13 protein-coding genes and 1 pseudogene are annotated in these 17,881 nt (G+C 58.0%); 4 read left to right on the top strand and 10 right to left on the bottom strand.

Annotation, left to right across the window (positions count from 1 at the left end; all coding sequences use genetic code 11):
- Positions 1-291, bottom strand: coding sequence for a YerC/YecD family TrpR-related protein (locus tag CDO73_RS08810; RefSeq protein ID WP_087800104.1), 291 nt, complete (start codon positions 289-291; stop codon positions 1-3).
- A gap of 286 nt (positions 292-577) precedes the next feature.
- On the bottom strand, positions 578-1,534 hold the full coding sequence (gene corA, locus CDO73_RS08805; protein ID WP_088488158.1) for a magnesium/cobalt transporter CorA: 957 nt from the start codon (positions 1,532-1,534) through the stop codon (positions 578-580).
- Between the two features lie 341 nt (positions 1,535-1,875).
- Between corA and CDO73_RS08800 the strand changes: the two genes are divergently transcribed.
- Positions 1,876-3,021, top strand: a complete 1,146-nt coding sequence (locus CDO73_RS08800) for a LacI family DNA-binding transcriptional regulator (RefSeq protein ID WP_088488157.1) — start codon at positions 1,876-1,878, stop codon at positions 3,019-3,021.
- Positions 3,022-3,248: 227 nt separating this feature from the next.
- Here CDO73_RS08800 and CDO73_RS08795 read toward each other — a convergent pair whose 3' ends face one another.
- From CDO73_RS08795 to CDO73_RS08785, 3 genes are all read right to left on the bottom strand, one after another.
- Entirely contained in the window at positions 3,249-4,487 is a 1,239-nt protein-coding gene (locus tag CDO73_RS08795; RefSeq protein ID WP_256972623.1) for a glycoside hydrolase family 130 protein, read from the bottom strand.
- Between the two features lie 43 nt (positions 4,488-4,530).
- Positions 4,531-5,805: an AGE family epimerase/isomerase gene (locus tag CDO73_RS08790; RefSeq protein ID WP_088488156.1), complete on the bottom strand. Its 1,275-nt coding sequence runs from the start codon at positions 5,803-5,805 to the stop codon at positions 4,531-4,533.
- Positions 5,806-6,333: 528 nt separating this feature from the next.
- Positions 6,334-7,272, bottom strand: coding sequence for an LptM family lipoprotein (locus CDO73_RS08785; protein WP_088488155.1), 939 nt, complete (start codon positions 7,270-7,272; stop codon positions 6,334-6,336).
- Between the two features lie 183 nt (positions 7,273-7,455).
- Here CDO73_RS08785 and CDO73_RS08780 point away from each other — a divergent pair, with 183 nt between their 5' ends.
- Entirely contained in the window at positions 7,456-8,553 is a 1,098-nt protein-coding gene (locus tag CDO73_RS08780) for a hypothetical protein (protein ID WP_088488154.1), read from the top strand.
- Positions 8,554-8,610: 57 nt separating this feature from the next.
- On the opposite strand, the gene CDO73_RS08775 is transcribed toward CDO73_RS08780, so the two are convergent.
- The 3 genes from CDO73_RS08775 to CDO73_RS08765 form a co-directional block, all read right to left on the bottom strand.
- Positions 8,611-9,600: an inorganic phosphate transporter gene (locus tag CDO73_RS08775; protein WP_088488153.1), complete on the bottom strand. Its 990-nt coding sequence runs from the start codon at positions 9,598-9,600 to the stop codon at positions 8,611-8,613.
- Between the two features lie 176 nt (positions 9,601-9,776).
- On the bottom strand, positions 9,777-10,391 hold the full coding sequence (locus CDO73_RS08770; RefSeq protein ID WP_088488152.1) for a DUF47 domain-containing protein: 615 nt from the start codon (positions 10,389-10,391) through the stop codon (positions 9,777-9,779).
- A 396-nt stretch (positions 10,392-10,787) separates the two neighbouring features.
- Entirely contained in the window at positions 10,788-11,603 is an 816-nt protein-coding gene (locus CDO73_RS08765; RefSeq protein WP_088488151.1) for an alpha/beta hydrolase, read from the bottom strand.
- 181 nt (positions 11,604-11,784) lie between these two features.
- Here CDO73_RS08765 and CDO73_RS08760 point away from each other — a divergent pair, with 181 nt between their 5' ends.
- A complete protein-coding gene (locus CDO73_RS08760) occupies positions 11,785-12,432 on the top strand; it encodes a YukJ family protein (RefSeq protein WP_088488150.1) in 648 nt (215 codons plus the stop codon).
- A gap of 67 nt (positions 12,433-12,499) precedes the next feature.
- Complete coding sequence (locus CDO73_RS08755; protein WP_179218640.1) at positions 12,500-13,141, top strand: DUF1129 family protein; 642 nt, start codon at positions 12,500-12,502, stop codon at positions 13,139-13,141.
- Between the two features lie 944 nt (positions 13,142-14,085).
- On the opposite strand, the gene CDO73_RS08750 is transcribed toward CDO73_RS08755, so the two are convergent.
- Both CDO73_RS08750 and CDO73_RS26725 read right to left on the bottom strand, forming a co-directional pair.
- Positions 14,086-16,620: a GH36-type glycosyl hydrolase domain-containing protein gene (locus CDO73_RS08750; RefSeq protein ID WP_088488148.1), complete on the bottom strand. Its 2,535-nt coding sequence runs from the start codon at positions 16,618-16,620 to the stop codon at positions 14,086-14,088.
- A 285-nt stretch (positions 16,621-16,905) separates the two neighbouring features.
- A pseudogene (locus CDO73_RS26725) lies at positions 16,906-17,881 on the bottom strand (hypothetical protein); the annotation flags it as partial.

The following is a 17,881-nucleotide window of genomic DNA, read 5'->3' as shown; positions in this document are numbered from 1 at the left end:
TTACCGTCCCAGACGGTCGAGCGTCATCTTATAGCCGTCGTTGCCGTAGTTCAGGCAGCGTTTGACGCGCGAGATCGTCGCCGTGCTGGCGCCCGTTTCCGCTTCGATCTGATTGTACGTGCTGCCTTTGCCGAGCATGCGCGCAACTTCCAGACGCTGCGACAGCGATTGAATCTCGTTGACCGTGCACAGATCGTCGAAGAACACGTAGCATTCCTCGAGGTCTTTGAGCGTCAGGATCGCTTCGAACAATTGATCGACCGTTTTATCATTTAACTTTTTCAGCTGCACTGAAAGATCATCCCCTAGCTTTTACTGGTTATATTGCGGATTATAGGTTCGCAGATTTCATCGCCGAAATCTGGCTTCGAAACGATTTCGATTCAGGCGATCTATGCCGAAAACCCATGCATTTACGCTTACTTTACCATTGTAGCGGCCTAAGTTACGTTTTTCAAGCGTTAACGGTTTCACGCGACGCAGACCGAACGGACAAAAGCGGCCGTTCTGCGCCGAACTGTCGCGCTTTCACGGAAGAGTGTCCGCCGCAGGCGCACTTGATCGATACCAAAAATGTTTATTTGAACCATCCCCGACGCCAGAACCACCCGATCATTGCCCCTGCCAGAAAGACCATAGCGCCGAGCACGACGAAATAGCCGTATTTGAAATGCAGTTCCGGCATGTTCTCGAAGTTCATCCCGTAGATGCCCGCGATCAACGTGAGCGGCATGAATACGGTGGTAATAACGGTCAGCGTCTTCATGATCCCGTTCATCCGGTTGGAGTTGAGCGAAATGTAGCTGTCGCGCAGATCCGCCGTCATCTCGCGGTTCGACTCGATCATCTCGGACAATTTGAGCAGATGATCGTAAATGTCGGTAAAATATACCCGGTATTCTTTCGAATCGTCGACATGCTGCGAGTTGATGATCCGGTACAAGAGATCGCGCATCGGCACGATCGTATGATGCAGCTTCAAGAGGCGAGAGCGCAGGTCGAATACCTGAGCCAGCAGCTTGTCGACCGACTCGCGGCGGCCCCGTTCTTCCAGCTCGGCCAATTCGTCTTCGATGCCGAACACGCACGGGAAATACTCGTCGACCAGCGCGTCCATCACCAGATAGGCGGCCGCGATCGGATTCGTTTTTTTGGAAGGGTCCTGCGCCCGTTCGCGGATGCGTTCCCAAGCTTCGTCGACTTCCCGCATCCGTTCGAAATGGAACGTCACGAGGAAAGAGCCTCCGAGGAACATGTCGACTTCGCCCGCTTCCTTGCCCGCTTTCTCTAAAGCATGGGTGATCAGGAATACGTATTTCTCGTGCGGGTCCATCTTCGGGCGCTGCACGTCGTTCAGGCAGTCCTCGATCTCCAACGGGTGAAAATGAAAATAACTGCCGAGCAGCTCCGTTTCTCTCGCGGTGGGAGCGAGGAAGTCCGCCCAGAACCATTTATATTGCGCCGGATCGATCTCGGTCAGCGGAAGATCGAGACGAACCTGGTGGTCATGCGTTACTGCGAGCGTCCGAATCAAGGCGGCCGCCTCCTTGTCTATGGCTTGGTCTTCGGGTTTGCTTGCGGCCGAGCCGCGCAAACGCCTTTTTATCGTAATCCTTCGGCTGCCTGCTTGCAAACGTCGAAAGACCGAGGGCGCCTGCATTTTTCCGCATCGGAAGCCACCTTAAAAAAAGCATGAATCTATGGACGGCGATTTCTGTTTTTCGTTATAGTCATTATATAAATATAAGCAAACAAATCGCATAACAACAGAAACAACCTGAGAGTTCCCGGATGTTTCCGCTAACGACAGTTAGCGTCGATAAAGGAATAGATCGATCGGGCGTCCGCAAGGCCCCGCATAGAGGAGAGAACATCATGGCCAAAAAAGTAACGATGCAGCAAATCGCGGACCAGCTCGGCGTCTCCAAATTCGTCGTCTCGAAGGCGCTGTCCGGAAAAGGCGGCGTCAGCGAACAGACCCGCGAACGCGTCATTCAGGCGGCTTCGCAGCTCGGCTATTTCACGCAGCCCCGAGGTTACGGACAGGGCAGCCGCCGCGAGCCGGAACGCGCGCCTTCGGCCGCTTCGGCCCGGCAGTCCGTGCTGGTGCTGATGCCGAACGTGCGCTTCCAGACCCGCGAGTCTTTGTATTGGGGACGAATTCTGGACGGCGTGACCGAGACGTTCGAAGAAAAAGGCTTCGGCGTGATCATCGTGTCGGAGCAGCGGATCGACGCGGTCACGAGCGTGCTGAATCCGAGCGGGATTCTCGGGCTGATCGGCATCGGGCAGATCTCGACTCCGCTGCTGCTCGAAGTGCACCGCATCGGCCTGCCGACCGTGCTGATCGACCACGAAGACCCGCTGATCCCGGCGGACAGCGTGTTCGCCAACAATACCGACGCCTGCGCGCGGCTGACCAACCATCTGCTGGGCTGCGGCCATTCGCGCCTGCATTTTATCGGCAGCGCGGGATTCTCGCGCAGCTTCCGCGACCGCTGGAGCGGTTATCGCTCCGCGCTGGAGATGCACGGCATCAAGCCGCAGGAAGGCGACGACCCGATGGGCAATCTCGACGGCATCGACGACGGCAGCTTCGAAAGCGACTTTCGACAATGGATGATCAAGCGGCGCAAGCAGCGCGCGCTGCCGACGGCGCTGGTCTGCGCCAACGACTCGGCGGCGCTGGTCGCGCTGCGGGTGCTGGAATCGCTGGATATCCGCGTTCCCGAAGACGTCTCGCTGGTCGGCTTCGACAATATCGAAGACGCCGGCCGCGCGCAGCCCGGCCTGACGACCGTGCACGTGCCGAAGGAAGCATTGGGACGCCGCGCCGCGCTGCGGCTGCTCGAACGCGTCCAAGATCCCAAAGCGCCGTTCGAGAAGATTCTCGTGGCTTCCGAGATCGTCTTCCGCCAGTCCGTCGCGGAACAAGCGGCAGGCCGGGAATCGGCTTCCGGACAAGAAGCGGCGGGGCATGAACCTTCGGAACCGCAATCCGCGGCGGGCAGCGAAATTTAACGAACTCACTGGCAGATCGGCAGATCGGTAATCCGGCTCTGGTCCAACCATTTGCCCGTTTGTCTGCCGAACTGCCTTTCAGACTTCGTCTTCGCCTTCGATTTTTGCGGTGTTTCCGGCTTTATCCGGCCTTCGGCTCATCGGTTCCGCATCCAACAGAACGACCTCGACCTCCGCGATCAGCGGAAGTCGAGGTCGTTTTTCGTTCTTGCGTTTATTTCCCCGCCTTATTGAGCGGACACGGAAGCCAGATAAGCCAGATTGCGTTCTACCAGATCCAGACGCTGCTGCACGCAGGCATGGGAGCGAAGCGGATCTTCCGGCGTGTTCGTCACGTAATCCAGCAGCCGGTCGACGTCGGTCTCCGCGACATGGATGCGCGTATCGGACGACGCGTAGTAGATATGAACCTGTCCTTCTTCGTTTACGGTAACGCCGTTGCAGAACAAGACGTTCGACACGTCGCCCACTCGTTCTTCGCCTTCCGGAGCCAGCAGATGACCGCCCGGGCGATGCGTGACTTTCCACGGTTCTTGAAGATCGGAGAGGAACGCGTACAAGACGTAGCGCAGTCCGGCAGCCGTGCCGCGAACGCCGTGCGCGATATGCAGCCAACCGCGTTCCGTTTTGATCGGCGCGGGACCCTGACCGTTCTTCACTTCCTTGATCGTATGATAAGCACGTTCGTCGATGATAATCTCCCGGTCGATCGACGCGTTCTCGATCGTGTCCGACAGTCCCCAGCCGATGCCGCCGCCCGACCCCGCGTCGATAAAGCCGTCCTGCGGACGGGTGTAGAACGCGTATTTGCCGTCGACGAATTCCGGATGCAGCACGACGTTGCGCTGCTGCGCGGAAGGCGTCTTGAGGTCGGCCAAGCGTTCCCAAGTCTCGAGATCCCGCGTGCGGGCGATGCCGCACTGCGCGACCGCGCTCGACAGATCCGACGGCGCGGCCGAAGGATCGCGGCGCTCCGTGCAGAACAAGCCGTAGATCCAGCCGTCTTCGTGCTGCACCAGACGCATATCGTAGACGTTGATGTCCGGATCTTCCGTCTCCGGCATCAGGATCGGACGATCGCGGAAGCGGAACCCTTCGGTCGGACGGTCGCTTTCGGCGACGGCGAAAAACGATTTGCGGTCCGCGCCTTCCACGCGGGCGACCAGCACGTATTTGCCGTTCAGGAAGATCGCGCCCGGATTGAACGCGCCGCCCACGCCGAGACGTTCCGAGAAATACGGATTGGTCTCGGGATTGAAATCGTATTTCCAGATCAGCGGAGCGTGAGCGGCCGTCAGCACCGGATAGGCATAGCGATCATACACGCCGCTGCCCGGTTCGATTTTCTCGTTCGGACGGTTCACCAACTCTTCGTAACGTTCCGTCACCTGACGTTTTCTTTGCTCGAACCGCGTTTTGTCGCCGGTCGCGGCTTGCGCGTTTGCTTGTTGCTGCTGCATATTCATCTTGAATTCCTCCATATCCTATGATCGTTTGAGCCTTCTCGTCTTAAGCCTGTACAGCTTCCCGGCGCTCGATGCGGGTCAGCATTTCCAGACAAGCGCGGCTGTTGTGATACGGGCATTTCCATGCGCTTACTTTGGGTTCTTCGACGTTCGGCACCCGATCGTTCGAGACGCTCCAATACCATTCGCCGTTGGCCTGATCGACGAGATAATCGCGGATAAAAGCCCACGACCGGTAAGCCGCTTCCTCGTAAGCTTCGTCGCCGGTCATTTCGTAAGCGTTATAGAATCCGACCATCGCTTCGGCCTGCGGCCACCAATCTTTCGCGTCGTCCACCAGTGCGCCGCCGGAAGCTTCGTTCCAGATTCCGCCGTCGGCATCGACGCCGCGTTTCAGCACGGCTTCGGCCATATGCAGCGCCGTTTGGCGCACGCGCTTCGCCCGTTCTTCGTCGCCCAGCACTTCCGCCGCTTCGACCAAGAGCCAACTGCCTTCGATATCATGCCCGTAAGAGACGTGATCCGATTTCACGTTCCATTCGTCGTCGAAGAACAACAGGAAATGTCCGCTCTCCGCGTCGACGATCCGATCCAGCGTCACGTCGATCAGTTCGCCGAGCCGCAGACCCAGTTCGTCCGACGGCCAGATCCGGTACAGATTCGTATAGCCTTCCAGCACGTGCAGATGCGTGTTCATCGATTTCTTCTCGTTCAGGTCTTTGCCGCTCAAGCTGAGATCGTCGGTGTCGCTCCAATCCCGCGCATGAGCTTCGATATAACCGCCGTGCACGGCATCGCGGCTGTGCCGCTCGATCAGACGGAACAGCTCCTGCGCTTCTTCGGCCAGTTCGCCGCGCAGCGAACCGCCTGCCGACGCTTCGCCGGAATTTGCCCGAACGTTCAACGCCAGCGCGTATTCGCTCAACGCATAGATGACGAACGACTGGCCGTAGACCTGCTTCTTGGTCTCCGACGGCGTACCGTCCGCATCGACCATCCAGTAATAACCGCCGTGCTCGTTGTCGCGAAAATGCTTTTTCAAATAACGGTAAGCGCGGTCGGCGGTCTCCAGATAAGCCGCTTCCGCATATCGACGGTAAGCCGCCGAGAACGTCCATAAGATGCGCGCGTTCAGCACCAGGCTGCGGTCGGCGTCCGCATGAACGCTCAGATCCGCTCCGATCTCGCCGACGAATCCGTCATCCGTCTCCGAAGGAACGCGTTCTATCCAGAACCGCAAAATATTGCCGCGCAGTTCCTGTTCCAACTCCCGGTGCCAGTCGCTTATCGGCTGCGCCGTCTTTCCCGTTTCGCTCATTCCGCTCAGCTCCCTTATCTAACTGATTTAATTTTGTTATTATTTTGTTATCATATAAATAAAACATTTCGTTATTTTCTTTATAAGTGTTTTTGAGATCGTTTACAAGACCGAATCGCATATCTTTATAAAAAAAAGATAAAAACAAAGAAAAATTCACCTATCACTACGAATTTATATTTCCGATCTATTCAAAAAGAAAAATAAAACCACAAACCGGCATAACCCTAAACGTCGCCTTCATGTTTGCAATCCGCCAAAGAGAACAAATTCGTTTTGCATATTTGTTTTCAATCAGAATTTTCGTTAGCATAACCCGTTCAACGTTCTATACAAAAAGCGGATTCGCTCGCAGCGATAACCGGAGCGGCTATCCGAATCAGACTCCTGCCGATCGCGCACGAAAAAGAACGCCCGGTCGTCCGCTTTATGCAGACGGCAGGCGTTCTTTTCTTCGTGTTATCGCGTTCCTTCGCTTCGATCGTGATCTTACGCTTCGTCTCTATCGGTTCCGCGCGCCCATACTCGTTATTGGTCCGAAGCCGCCTTGTCCGCCTTGATCGTCTTCACCGAAGTCAGCGCCGGCGTCAGGAAGGTCTCGGAAGGCTCGCCGCTCGGCGAATGAACGTGGAAGATATAGCCGTTCTCGCCTTCCGGTTCCCAGACCGCATATTCGTACAGGCCTTTCTCGCTGGAGACTTGAAGCACGAAGCGCGCGTCGTACATCGGGCCTTCGAATAATTGATCGCCCGAATATTCTTTCGCTTCGCCGTATTGCTTGAGTTCTTCGATGCCTTCTTTGCGCAGCTCGTCCAGATTGAAATCGGACGGCAGCGGCTCGATCTCGACGTAATATTCCGGATAAGCGGTCAAGAACAGCTTGTTCTTCGCCGCGTCGAACGTGTACGCATCGAACACGTACAGCGAGTAGCCGTCTCCCTGCTGAAGCTTCGCTTCGCGTTTATCCGGCATGCCTTCGCCCATCATCTCGATGGTCTCGGTCGCGGGACGTGCGGATGCAGCGGCTCCCTCTTCACCAGCAGGCGCTCCTGCGGAAGTTCCATCAGTCGTTTTCTCGATCGTTTGGATCTCGAGCTGCGGCGTGTCGCTGCCTTCGACCGGATGTTCGACATACTCGAACGAGACCGCGTCGCCTTCGCTAAGTCCTTCGATCTGCGAAGTCGCGTTCTCGGAGAGCTGGAACGAAGTCGGCTTGCCGTCCATCTCGATCTCGATCGTATGCGGATCGCCTTGTCCGTTATAAGTTCCCGTCGCGGAGATCGCTTCGTGCTCCGTATCGCTCGGTTCTTCGTTGTCGGTCGTCTGAGCCGGCGGATCTTCTTGCGTCGTGTTCGCCGGCACGTCTCCCGGTTCGGGCGCGGGCGCTTTTGCCGTTCCGCAGGCCGACAACGCGAACGTCAGCAGAAGCGCGGAAGCCAAACTCATCATTCGGGCAGATTTTTTCATCGTGAACACCTCCATGATTATTAGACGGGCCTCCGCGGGGAAATGTTACAGATGACGCCGGGACCTCCCTCGTACCCTTGTTTACGAGCCGTTATCTTGCGCGAATTCGAGTCCGGCCCATAACCCTACATGCAGACGCCGTGTCCATAAAGTATTCGTACCCATAAAAAAGGAGTCTTGTTCATGAAAAATTTCCCAAAAGCGCTCATAGCGGCTCTTCTAATCTGTTCGGCCGCGCTTGCAACGAACGACGTCAGCGCCTACGCGGCTTCGCCGGCTTCTTCTCCCGATCCGTGGTTGTCTGCCGAAACGGCGCTTCCCGTCGGCGGCGTTAACGTCTTATTGAGATCGTCCGGCGCGGCGGCTTTCCTGAATACGGATAGCGGCAAACTCGACGTTCTCCCTCCCGGGCAAAAGGTATTGGATGCTCAAGTTCTAACGAATCCGACCAAATGGGTGCTGCTGACCGCGGACGAATCGGGAGCGATCGAAAAACAAGTCTTCGATTCGGACGGAAAAATTCTTCGCGCGACGGAATATCCGGTCAAACTGCCCGAACAAGGCGAAGCCCGCTGGGCCGCGCCGACCGCCAAAACGCAAGAACGTCTGATGATCCGAAGCGGAAATCGGTTTACGCTGTACGATACGGCCGGGCATCAAGTGCTCCGTTACGACGCGACGATCCGCCCGAACGCGAGCTACGAGTATGCAAGCGTGGACGATTGGGACTTCTCGGCATATCCGTATCTCGCTGTCGAGTATGAAGGCCAGCGCATCATGGCTTCGGATTTCTTCGTCCGCGTCGTCAATCTCTACGATAAGTCCGTTCGCGAACTGCCGGGCCTTGCGATCGACAAGCAGCTCGAATTCGACGCGCGCAGCCGGCTTCGAGTCTGGACTTCTTTCGGCTATGACGGCATCCGACCGGCGAACGCGACCAGTCCCGATCCGTCGCAGCAGCAGTCTTTTCACGCCGTCTACGATCCCGGTTCCGGCAAAGCCGCCGTCGATCATAAGCTTCGGTTCGATCTGCAAGAAGGCTCGGAGCCGAGCGGTTGGCAGACGCAGACCGCCGGCGATTACGTGTTCGTTCGCGATCTGACGGCGGGAAGCTGGAATCTGTATGCCGCCGACGGTAAGCAGCCGATCGCTTCGGCGCAGACCGGTCTCGAAACGAACGCGCGGTTCGTGCGGTACGATCCGGCGTCGAAAACCGCTTATTTTCTCGTCGGAAACGCTTCCAACGCAGGCAAGCCAACGCTGCGGAAGATTCGACTCTAACCTTTCCCGCACACGAAAAAAAGACCTTACGGATTCGTCCGTAAGGTCTTTGCGCGATCAGAAAATCAATTTGTAGATCAATCCGGCCATGACGGCCACGATCGGAATGGTGATGAACCACGCGACGACGATCCGCCCGGCCATGCCCCATTTGACTTCGCGGAAGCGCTTGGCCGCGCCTACGCCGAGAATCGAAGAAGTCGCGGCATGCGTCGTACTGATCGGCAGGTGGAACAAAGTCGCCGTGAAGATAACGGAAGCGGAAGACACGTCGGCCGCGAAGCCGTTGATCGGCTCGATCTTGAAGATCTTCGTGCCGAGCGTCTTGATGATCTTCCAACCGCCGACCGACGTGCCGAGCGCGATCGCGGTCGCCGCGGCCAGTTTGACCCACAGCGGCGGTTCCAGCGTATCCCATTTGCCGGCCGAGATCAGCGCGAAGGTCATGATGCCCATCGCTTTCTGCGCGTCGTTCGTGCCGTGCGCGAACGATTGAAGCGCGGCCGTAAGCACCTGCATGGAACGGAAACCTTTGTTGACGGTGTGAGGGCTGCGACGCCCTACCGTCCATTTGAGGATCATCATGATCACGTAGCCGACGGCGAACGCGATCAGCGGCGAGAAGATCAGCGCTTCGACGATCTCCAAGAACCCTTTCCAATTGACGCTGTCCGAACCCGCGCCGACGAATACCGCGCCGGCAAGCGCGCCGATCATCGCGTGCGACGACGAAGACGGAATCCCGAACCACCAAGTCGCGAGGTTCCAGATAATCGCCGCGATCAAGGTCGCGATGACGATCTCGATCCCGTTATCCAGCTTGGTCGGGTTCGCGATGCTGCCCCCGATCGTTTTGGCGACGCCGGTGAACGTGACCGCGCCCAAGAAGTTCATGCCCGCCGCGAGCAGAATCGCGGTACGAGGTTTTAGCGCGCGCGTCGATACGGACATCGCGATCGCGTTGGCGGTATCGTGAAAGCCGTTGATGAAGTCGAAGGCGAGCGCCAAAAAGACAACGACCCCAAGTATAATTAAAGATGTTTCCATAATGTTTATGACCGCACCAAGAAAGACGGCTACGCCTCATTTGCAGCCTTGCAAATGCCGTGCCGCTGTCTTTTTTACGAAACAGACGCCGAAAATGAGAAACCCCTCACGCTCGAAAGCCGCATCCCGAAAAAAGCGGTCCTGACCTCCTTTAGCCCTAAAATGGCAGGCTCCGCTTAGGAGTTGCTCATAATGATGGTTTCCAGAATATCGGCAACGTCTTCGCAGTTGTCGGTCGTCGTCTCGAGACGTTCGTAGATTTCTTTGCGTTTGATCAGTTCGATCGGATCGGATACGTTGGCGAACAGTTCTTTGATGCAGATGCGCAGCAGCTCGTCGCCTTGGTTCTCCAGATCGTTCAGACGAATGGTATATTCGCGGATCGCCAGCAGCTTTTTCTGCGACAGCAGATGGATCGCTTTCTGAATCTCGTACGCCGATTCGCGCAGGATCTCTCCGAACTGAATCATATATTGGTCCGGCTGACCCAGATTGTACATGTAGAAACGCGAAGCGGTCGCTTCGAGTCCGTCCAATACATCGTCCAGCGTAGTAGCAAGCTTCAGGATGTCGTCGCGTTCCAGCGGGGTGATGAACGTTTTGTTGAGTTCGGTAATGATGGTATGCGTAAACCCGTCACATTTGGTTTCGAAATCCTTCATGTCTTTGACGAACACGTTGACATCTTTCAGATCCGCAACATGCACCGAGAAGTAGTCAGCAGCCTGTACGATCGTGTCGGCCATGTTTTCCAGTGTCTGAAAGAAAATATCCTTCTTTTTCACACGCATTTTAAAACCCCTTTTCAAATTTTCAAAACCTCGTACGACAAGGCCTCGAAGCCGCGTTTGCGACCTTCATCATTTTATCACAACGATGTTAGGGTTGAAAGAAAACTTCTTTCGTTTTTCACGCTGTTTTTACCGAAAGACCGATTCCCGTTAACAAAAACGGCATCGCTCGGCTAAAAACGGTCTGTTCGGGGTTCCGGAACCCGTCGATCTTTCTACACTCACTTTACACGCCTTATCTATAATGAACCTTAAAAAGACCGGTTTCGCGCAAATAAAAAAGCGATCGTTCCGAACTTGAAATCGAGTTCGGAGCGATCGCTGCGGGCTTAGATCTAGGAAGAGGCGTGTGCGTTTCAGGAAAACGTAAACCCTTGATTAAGAGTTGAAAGGGTACTAGATCGTCCAGTGCTGCCAATCGACTTCGTTCTTATGCCGATCTTGAAGCCAGCGCTTCGTGATATCGAGCAGTTGTCGGCGGTGAGGGCCGGACGAATACGTATGGTCCGCTTGGAAGATGATCTCTTTGTCGCAGCGCGAATCCGTACGGGTCCAGAACAGTTTCTGGTACAAGAACGCGTAATCGACCGGGATCACGTCGTCGGACGTGCCGTGCACGACCAACACGTCGCCGTAGAATTTGCCCGCTTCTTGGAAAGGCTGGAACGCGCCCAGCGATTCGAAGAATACCGGCGAGAACGAATACCCGAGGAAGTCGGTACTGCCCGTACGCACGGATTCGTCGTAGCGCTCGCGGCCCGTGATCTTCACGATGTCGTTGAACGGATAGCCGACCGCCGACCACATCGCCAGACTCTTGACCCGGCGGTCGCGAACCGCCGTGAGCAGCGCTACCGCTCCGCCCAGGCTATGGCCGATCAGCGTGACCCGGCTCGGATCGATATCCGCGCACGTCATCGCGTAATCCAGCACGGTCTGCGTCTGGCGGATCATCGACTCGATGCCTTCTTCGCCGTAGACGCCGTCGCTCTCCCCGCAGCCGGCGTAATCGAAACGGACCACGAGTTGGCCTTCGGCGGCCAGCTCTCTGGCCGTCACGACGAACAGCCGATCCACGCCGATCCGGCTGCCCACGAATCCGTGACAGATGACGGTCAGCGGCAGGCGTCCTTCGCGGCTTTCCGATGTCGGATAATGAAGCGTGGCGGTCAAGTCGTGTTTTTCGTGGCGGATCAGAATCTGGCGTTCCATAGGCGGCAGCCTCCCCGGTTGATCAATCCCTAGTTAATTAGTATGAATTAATCTTATCTTACCTGCCCGGGGCCGGACTTGTCAATCCGCCGCATCCCGGCAGCGCAGACCGGAGCGGCGTAGACCGAACCCCCAAGAGTGCGATATGCTTAGGAAGACCAATTCGCGGGAGGGAAACGTATTGAGCCGATACCGTTACGGCGTATTGAAAGCCCGAGCCGTTCGCTATATTCAGGGATTCGGCAGCCAGCCGCATTTTCATATCTGCCTTCAAGACGACCGGGGCACGAAATACCGGGCGTCGATCAATATCCGCTCCAAAGCCTATCCGTCCGAGCTGCTCTACGGAATCGGCCGATGCCGGCCCGACGAAGCCGAGCGTTTGAAGGCGCTGCCGCGCGGATTCACGCCGATCGAACGCGGGCTGCCCGTGCAAGGGCTGGACTACGTCCGCCGCCCGCTGCTGCGTCGCGAAGATCTGGTACCGATGCCGGCCACCCTGCCGGGACCGGACAACGATCTGAACGAGAAACTCGCCGCTCTGATCGACCAAGCGACGTCGAAGCGAGCGGATCTCTACGTCTTCGGAGACAGTTGGGGACCCGAACCGGAGACGCCGGATTATTATTTCGGCTTCCGGCCGGGGCGCGGCGTGCACAATATTCATATGAATCAAGGCAACGCGGGACCGTGGCATGACGACAACGGTTCTTTCCGCGACGGAGCGGTGCTTGTGCATTTTGCCGATCGCGATCGCTGGAGCGGCCTGATTCTGGCGTTCCAATCGCAATCGTGGGACACCGACGAACACGGCCGCGCGGCGGATTAAGCGGGAACCGACCGACCGAAGACCCCAGCGAACAGAACCAACCGAAAATCAGAGGAGGATTCTACCCTTGAGCGTCAGGAAAAAAATTCGCGAGATCAATCAGATCCGCGATCAACTAGGCAAAAAGAACGGCGAATATTTCGACGAGGTGATCGTCCGCGTCCGTTCGAGCCGCGTGCAGGAAGAAAGCGGCGAAGATTGGCTGCTGGCGCGCGGACAAGAACTGCTCGCCGCTCAGCAAAAAGGCAAAACAGCGGCCAAACTGTTCGGCGAAGACCCGATCGCTTATGCCGACGCCGAAGCGGCGAAGCTGCCGCAGCGCAAAGCGGCCGGGCGCGCCCGGTTATACCTGATCGTGCCGTGGGCCGCGCTGAGCTGGACGTTCCTGCTGCTCGGCCTCGCGGCCTTGATCGCGCCGGAAACCGAACGCGTCAACATCGGCACGCTGATCATCGTCGCGCTCGGCGCGCTCGCGCTGGTCGAAGTGCTGATGCGCTTGGTTCGCCGCGACCCGGAAGAAGGCATGCCCGCTCCGCCGAAATTCAATCTGCGCGGCATCGGCATGAGCCTGCTCGCCTTGATCGTCGCGGGCGCGGTCGGCCTGATGCTGATGCAAATCACGCCGGTGGTCACGATTCCGTACTGGCTCAGCTTCGCGCTGGCGGTCGTCGGATTTACCGGGCAGATCTTTATGCTGCGGCGGAGATAGAGCGCCGCTGGCGTTAAAAGCGAAGGCCGGGATGAAACCGACAGATTGAACTTCTCGATTCGTTCGAAAAAGGCCGATCCGAAGCCTGCTCGACCGAACGGATCTAGAAGTCGACGCGTATCTCGTCAACGCGTATGTGATGTTCTCGACAGCCCGAACCTCCCGATCGCGGGAGGTTTTTTGTTTGAGATACGGGACCGCGAGCATCCGATCGCAGTCCCGTTGCTTTTTCGGCAACGTGGAAGCTGTATTTCCCTCTTTCTCCGTCTTACATGTCCGAAAAAGCAACGTAGAAGCTTTTTTCGGCCGAATTTCGGTTGTTCGGAGCCGCTACGCTGCCTAATTGTCAATGTAGCATCCACAGTTGCGCGAATTCGGCTTCCTACGCTGCTTTTTCGGCAACGTAACGCTAACCCTTCCTTTCTATATCCGCCTATATCCGCAATCTTCCCCTAAATCCAGCTGTCCTCTCGCCTGCCTCTCCGTCAAAGTTGTATTTGCTGCAACCTGATCATCGTGCACGCAACGATTCATCAGCCTAAGTTGCACAAAATGCAGCATTTTAACGAAATAACGCCCTATTCCGTACGATTCCTCCGAAAATGCTGCATAAACTGCAACTTGCTCTTCCGGTGCGGCTGTTTTCGGCTCAGAATGCTGCATAAACTACAACTTGCCGGTTGTGATCGCGTAATCGAGCAGTCGCGGCTCCATACGTTCTCTGCTCCGCTCTCCGTTAGCCGCGCCCGTTCTGTTTAACCGTTCTTTCTGTTCCCATCCGATTGCGGCATGTGTCTTCCTTCGGTCGATGCCGCTCCTTCGCACATCAAGCCGACAAATACTCGCAAAAAAAGAAGCGGCCCGTCGAACGGACTGCTTCTTTCCCCGTACGAACGCATCAGCAAGTCGGCACCCCGTACCCTTTCCCGCCGTGCGTTTTTACTTTACAATACCACTTCTACCCGAACCGTCTGCTCCCCGTCGAACAGCGGCAGCACGTCGCCTTCGATCTTCTCGCCGTTCACGCGAATTTCTTGGACGCCTCGGCCTTCTCCCCCGGCGTTGCGGACTTCGATCTCGTACAACGTCCCGCGGAAACGGCGGTCGACTCGGAACCCTTCCCACTCCGCCGGGATGCAAGGATCGATCCGCAAACCTTCCAACGTCGCCCGAACGCCCAAAATATACTGCGTCGCGGCCACGTACATCCAAGCGGCCGTCCCGGTCAGCCAAGAAACGTTCGCCAGACCGAATTTGTCCGAATCCGGACCGAACAGGTTCGACGCGTAGACGTACGGTTCGGCGCGGTAGCGGTCGATGCCGGCTCGGTCCATCGCCACGCTCGGAATAAGCTGACGGTAATATTTGTACGCCAGATCGCCGCGGCCGAGCATGCATTCCGCGATGATCGCCCAAGTGTTGGCGTGGCAGAAGACGGCGCCGTTCTCGCCCGTGCCCGGATTATAGTTGGTCAGCGGGTCTTCGGGACTCGGGAAATCGACGATCGACGGATGCAGCTTCTTGATGCCGAGTTCCGTGTCGAGCATCTCGCGAACGCTGTCCATCGCGACCCGGCCTTTCTCCCCTTCCGCCATGCCCGACAGCACCGACCACGTCTGCGAATTCAGCCACAGCTTGGCCTGATCGTGTTCGTCCGTGCCGAGGAACCGGCCGTCGTCCATCACCGCGCGGCGGAACCAAGCTCCGTCCCAACCGGCTTCGTTGACGCGCGCTTTCTGATCGTCGTACAGCTTGCGGTAGCGTTCGCCTTCCTCTTCCACTCCCGCGAGCCGCGCGAGATCCACCATCTTCAGCAGCGTCGTGCCGAACTGCATGGCCGTCCAGATGCTCTCCCCTTTGCCTTCGCGGCAGACGCGGAACAGCTGGTCGTTCCAGTCGGAACGCAGCATGAGCGGGAAGCCGTTGCGGCCCAAGTTCGCTTCCGTAAAGTCGATCGCCCGCCGCAGATGTTCGTAGACGCTGCCTTCCCCGCCGTCGTAATACGGAACGGTTTCGTTCAAGAACGAAGCGTCCCCGCTCTCCGCGACCAGATCCCAGACCGCCAGCGCCGTCCACAAATGATCGTCCGAATGGATGCTGGTAACCGGGTCCCAACCTTCGTTCGGGAAAAAGTAATGGTTGACGTGACCGTCTTGATACTGCTGCCCGAGCAGCAGGCGCAGCTTGTCTTTGGCGGCTTCGATATCGTGCGGCACGACGGCCAGCACGTCCTGCGCCGTATCGCGGAAACCGACGCCGCGGAACGTGCCGGTCGCGTAGAACGAGATGTTCCGGGAGAACAGGAAATTGCGCTGCGCTTGATACGGATTCCACACGTTCAGCATCCGCTGCGCTTCTTCGTCCGGCAGCTCGCAGTTCCACGCGCCGAGGTAACCGTCCCAGTTCTCGCGAAGCCCGGCAAAAGAACGCTCCACGAAGCCCCGCTGCCGCGAACGTTCCACGGCCAGAAGCGCTTCCGCTTCGTCCGGCGCGGTGCCGAGGAACACGTTGATCTCGCGCGTCTCGCCCGGAGCCAGCGTCACCGTCATCTGAAGCGCGCCGCACGGATCTCCGCCGAGCAGCGTCGAATTCGTGCAGCCGCCCCGTTCGATCGCCTGCGGATTCGACTCGCTTCGATAGCTGCCGACGAATTGGTCGCGGTCGCCGTCATAGCCCGCGAGCGGCGCGTCGGCGGCGAAATAAACGATCGGCGTCTCATCCGGTTTGGGTTGGTTTTCGACGCCGTACCGGTACAGCAGCACGTCGCCTTCGGCATGCGTGACCGACACCTGATGTTTGTTGTAGCACTGCCACTGAAGCTCGCGCATGAACTCCATCATGCCGAACTCGGCATACGCGTAGACGTTCAGCGTCCGCTCCTCCTTGCCGTTATTGGTCAGATTCAAGTTCCAAATCAGCGAATTTTCTTCCGGGCCGACAAAATACACCGTGCGCGCGGCAATATCGCTTTTGGACGCTTCGAAACGGGTATAGCCCATGCCGTGCGCGCTTTTCCACTCGTCGGGACGCGCGAACGCCGGCTCGTGGGTCGGGCACCAGTATTCGCCGGGACTGCCGTCTTCGCTTACGTTCTGGATATACAAATACGGGCCCGAGCGGTCGGTCGGCAGATGGAAGAAGCGGTAGCGCGTGATTCTCCAGATCTGCGGCGATTTGTAAAAAGCGACCCCGCCGCCCGCATGCGACAGCATCGTATGGAACGTGCCGTTGGACAAATAGTTCATCCACGGCGTCGGCAGATCGTGACGGTAAAATTCCACTTCGCGCGCTTCGTCGAGAAAAGCATATGTACCGTCGGCTCGGCGTTCGGAAGCGGACGCGGAAGACGCCGAATCGGCGGAAGCTTCGCGCCGAATCGAAGACAATACCGCGCGGCCGACCGACGAAGCGGCGGCGGGACCGATCGCGGAAGACGCGTTCGAAGCACCGGAATGGTTTGAGGACGAGTTAGGGTTCATGATCGAATTCGCTCCTTTGGGAAAATGAAAATGGCTGCGGATAAGGCGGCACGTTAGGCTCCCTTGTCCGCGGCCGAATCGTACAGCGGGACGGCGGCTGAGCAAGATCAGCAAAAACAGAAAAGATACACTTCGACGAGACAGCAAGATCCTCGGCAACTAGGCGACAACAGAATCAAAAGTTAAAAAGACAAAGACTTTGATGAACGGCTTGGCGCACAGCCGCCAGCCGCTTAACCGGCGAAACGGGACGCAAACTTTCGCTTCGAAAAAGCTCATCCGTCTTTATTTCGGTTCGACTTCGTCAATCGTCATCCGGTAACGCAGACCTTCGAGCGGACGCCCGTCCGGATGTTCGAAAAATACGGCGAGCGCCAAATCTTCCGCTCCCGCGCGAGCCTCGACGATCAGGCGGTTGACGCCGGCCAGCAGTTCCCCGACCGGATGGGGGCCTTGAAGCGGCCTGCCGTTCAACCAGAGTCGGGCGGAAAGCGCGTTGCTTTCGACCCGCAGGCGGACCGGAACGGCGGAAAAGTCGCTCTCATCATCTGCAAAAGCAGCGGAATCCTCCGACCGAGATCGGACTTCGGTCTCGCAATCGGTTTCGGAAACGGACTCGGAAATCTTATCCGGTGCCGCCGGCAGCACGAACGCGCTCAGGAACCATAACCCGCCGGCCGAATCTTGGATCCGCATCCGGCCGTCCTGCGGGCCGCGTTCTTTTTTCTTCATCCAGCCGTACAGCCCTTCGCCCAGATTGTTCAGGTCGCGCGGCGAATGGTGGACTTTGTCCAAGCCGAACAGATCGGCCGGACTCAGGCCTTCGGCCAGCGGATAACCGTAATCCGCTTCGAGCTGGTACGCTTCGTGGGCGACGATCCGCGTCGGCCTGGCCAATAGGCGCGTCAGCACGTCGCCGTGCGTTTCGTCGCACGGCAGCACCAGCACCGCGCCGCCGGCCGCGGCGAAAGCGCGCGCGGATTCGGGCACGCCCGGCTCGCGCAGCATGGCAGGCTCGACGACCAGCAGGCCGGGAAGCGGCCTCGGATCGGAGAGACCCGACGCGGGCTCGGCGCGGGGGCTGCCGCCGGGTGCTTCGCCCGGCGACGGCGGGCCGGCACGGCCAGTAAGGTCGGCCGAGCCGCCGGAAGCGGCGGCGCCGGCCTCGCGGCGCCGCCCCGGCCCCCGCCCCGCCTCCCCCCACCCTGCCTCTGCCGGAACGTCGCACCGCGCCTGCCGCGCCCCGGCCGCGCCCTCGGCC

It is taken from the genome of Saccharibacillus sp. O23 (assembly GCF_002205895.1).
In the GTDB taxonomy this organism is placed as follows: Bacteria; Bacillota; Bacilli; order Paenibacillales; family Paenibacillaceae; genus Saccharibacillus.
This window is presented reverse-complemented; position numbering and strand designations above follow the sequence as displayed.